Here is a 2,221-nt window from a genome sequence, read left to right as displayed (position 1 = left end):
CGGACGACCAGGTGCAGGTCGGCCGCCGCGATCTGCTGTCCGAGACATGCACCGCGGCGGAGTTCTCCAACCTCATTGGCGTCGCGATCCGCAATGTGCGCGATCTCGCCGCCAAGGGCATCATGGTTCCGGGCAAGAAGCGCGGCGAGTTCCTCACCGGCCCCAGCCTCCTCGCCTATGTCGAGGACCTGCGAAACAAGGCCGCCGGCCGCGCGACCGCGAATGGCGTCAATCTCGCCGACGAACGCGCCCTCCTGGCGCGCGAGCAGCGCATCGAGCAGGAGCGCAAGAACAAGGTCGCGGCCGGCGAGATGATCTCGGTCGACGAGGCCAAGGAGGGCTGGTCAAGGATCGGCGCGGCGTTTCGCTCGGCCGTACTCGGTCTTCCGAGCCGCATCCGCGCAGTTGTGCCCAGCCTAACCCCTCATGACGGCCAGGCCATCGCCGAGCAGTGCCGCGAAGTCCTCGGCCTCGTTGCCGACGAGCTGGAGAGCGGCGGGCCTGTCGCTGGATCCCGCGGCCGCGAGACGGAGCTGACAGATGCGTGACGCGCTGAGGGCGGCCCTGCATGGCGCCGCTAAGGCCATTCGGCCGCCGCCTGTGCTCCGCCTGTCGGAGTGGGCTCAGGAGAACGTCCGCCTGCCGGCGGAGACATCTGCTGTCTCGGGGCGGTATCGCCCCTGGAAGTACCAGCGCCTCATCCTCGACGCCATCGGCGATCCGATTATCGAGCGGGTCACGATGGTCAAGGCGACACGGACAGGGTTCGCGCTCGCGCTGGACACCAAGATCGCTACGCCTTCTGGCTGGACCACGATGGGTTCCTTGCAGGTCGGCGATGCAGTTTTCGATGAGCGCGGCCAGGTATGCCGCGTGACCTATGTGTCGCCGATCTTCACCGACCATGAGTGCTACCGTCTGTTTTTTGATGACGGCAGCAACGTCGTAGCTGACGCCGGCCACCGTTGGGCGGTGGAGGCTCGCGTTCCGGAAGCGAACCTAGACGCTCTCGGTCGTCGCGGTCGCCCGATGGGCGCTGGCGGAAATCGTCGCGGCCATGGGCGTAGGAACACCTCGAAAGAGTATTCCTACATCGTCGACACCGCGACCATTGCCCGAAACCTCACTTACTCGGGCGGGCGATCGACCTTCGCTGTTCGGAACGCTGACCCTATTGACCTGCCTGATGCAGAGCTTCCCATCCCGCCCTACACGCTCGGGCTGTGGCTCGGCGATGGGCACTCGAAGGAAGCCAAGATCACGCAGGACGTTAAGGATGTCGAGACGGCATCTTACATCGCCGAAGATGGTGTTCCAGTGAAGGTAGTGAAGTGCCCCCGCTGGCCGAACAACAACACCTATGTCCTCGGCGAGAGGTCTCGCGGCCTTAACTCGTTCTGTCAGCCGCTTCGTGCCCTTGGTGTCTACGACAACAAGCACATCCCGGCCGTCTATCTTAGGGCCTCTCGACAGCAGCGTCTCGAACTGCTCCGCGGCCTCATGGATAGCGACGGGACCATCTCAAAGGGGTTTGCCGGCCTCTCCGTCACCAACAAGGCATTGGCGGAGGGGGTGAGAGAGCTTGCAATCTCCCTGGGGATGAAGGCAACCATGACGCTCCGCGTCTACCCGGATGAAAACCTTCAGAACCAGTTCCGTGTGACGTTCAGGCCAAACCCGGAGGTCAACCCCTTCAAGCTTCGTCGAAAGGCGGAGCGCGTTACCGAAAGCGCCCGCTCGGGAATTTCTCTGCGTCGCCGCATCATCGGCGCCAGCATTGTCCCGAGCGTTCCGGTTCGGTGCATTGAGGTGGACAGCCCGAGCCATCTTTTCCTCGCCGGGGAGCAGATGGTCCCGACGCACAACACCCGCATGCTGGTCACGGCTCTCGCCGCCGACGCGGCCAATGACCCCTGCCCTGTCATGCTTCTGATGCCGACCGACGACGACTGTCGCGGCATCGTGGTTGACGAGATCGACCCGACCTTCCGTGAGAGCCCGGCGCTTGCCGGCCTGATGGCGATCGGGCGCTTCGACGGGCGCAACACGCTGACCCAGCGCCGGATGCTCGGCGGCGGGTCGCTGAAAATCCTCGCCGCGCGCTCGCCGCGCAACCTTCGCCGCCACACCGTCCGCAAGCTCTATTGCGACGAGGTCGACGCGATGGAGATCACCCGAGAGGGCGACCCGATCAAGCTGGCGACGAAGCGCACCGAGAGCT

Annotated in this window: 2 protein-coding genes; both read left to right on the top strand. The window is 64.7% G+C overall.

Features of this window, described 5'->3' with window-relative positions; all coding sequences use genetic code 11:
• Positions 1–548 (top strand): hypothetical protein (locus ABFC66_RS15365; protein ID WP_346741850.1); only part of this gene is annotated, 548 nt, incomplete at its 5' end.
• Positions 541–2,221, top strand: a 1,681-nt coding sequence (locus ABFC66_RS15360) for a phage terminase large subunit family protein (RefSeq protein ID WP_346741849.1), incomplete at its 3' end; no start/stop codon positions are given. The genes ABFC66_RS15365 and ABFC66_RS15360, both read left to right, overlap by 8 nt.

Origin of the sequence: Parvibaculum sp. (assembly GCF_039680535.1) — a bacterium.
GTDB lineage: Bacteria > Pseudomonadota > Alphaproteobacteria > Parvibaculales > Parvibaculaceae > Parvibaculum.
Note: the sequence above shows the minus strand (reverse complement) of the source record. Positions and strands in the feature narration are given on the sequence as shown.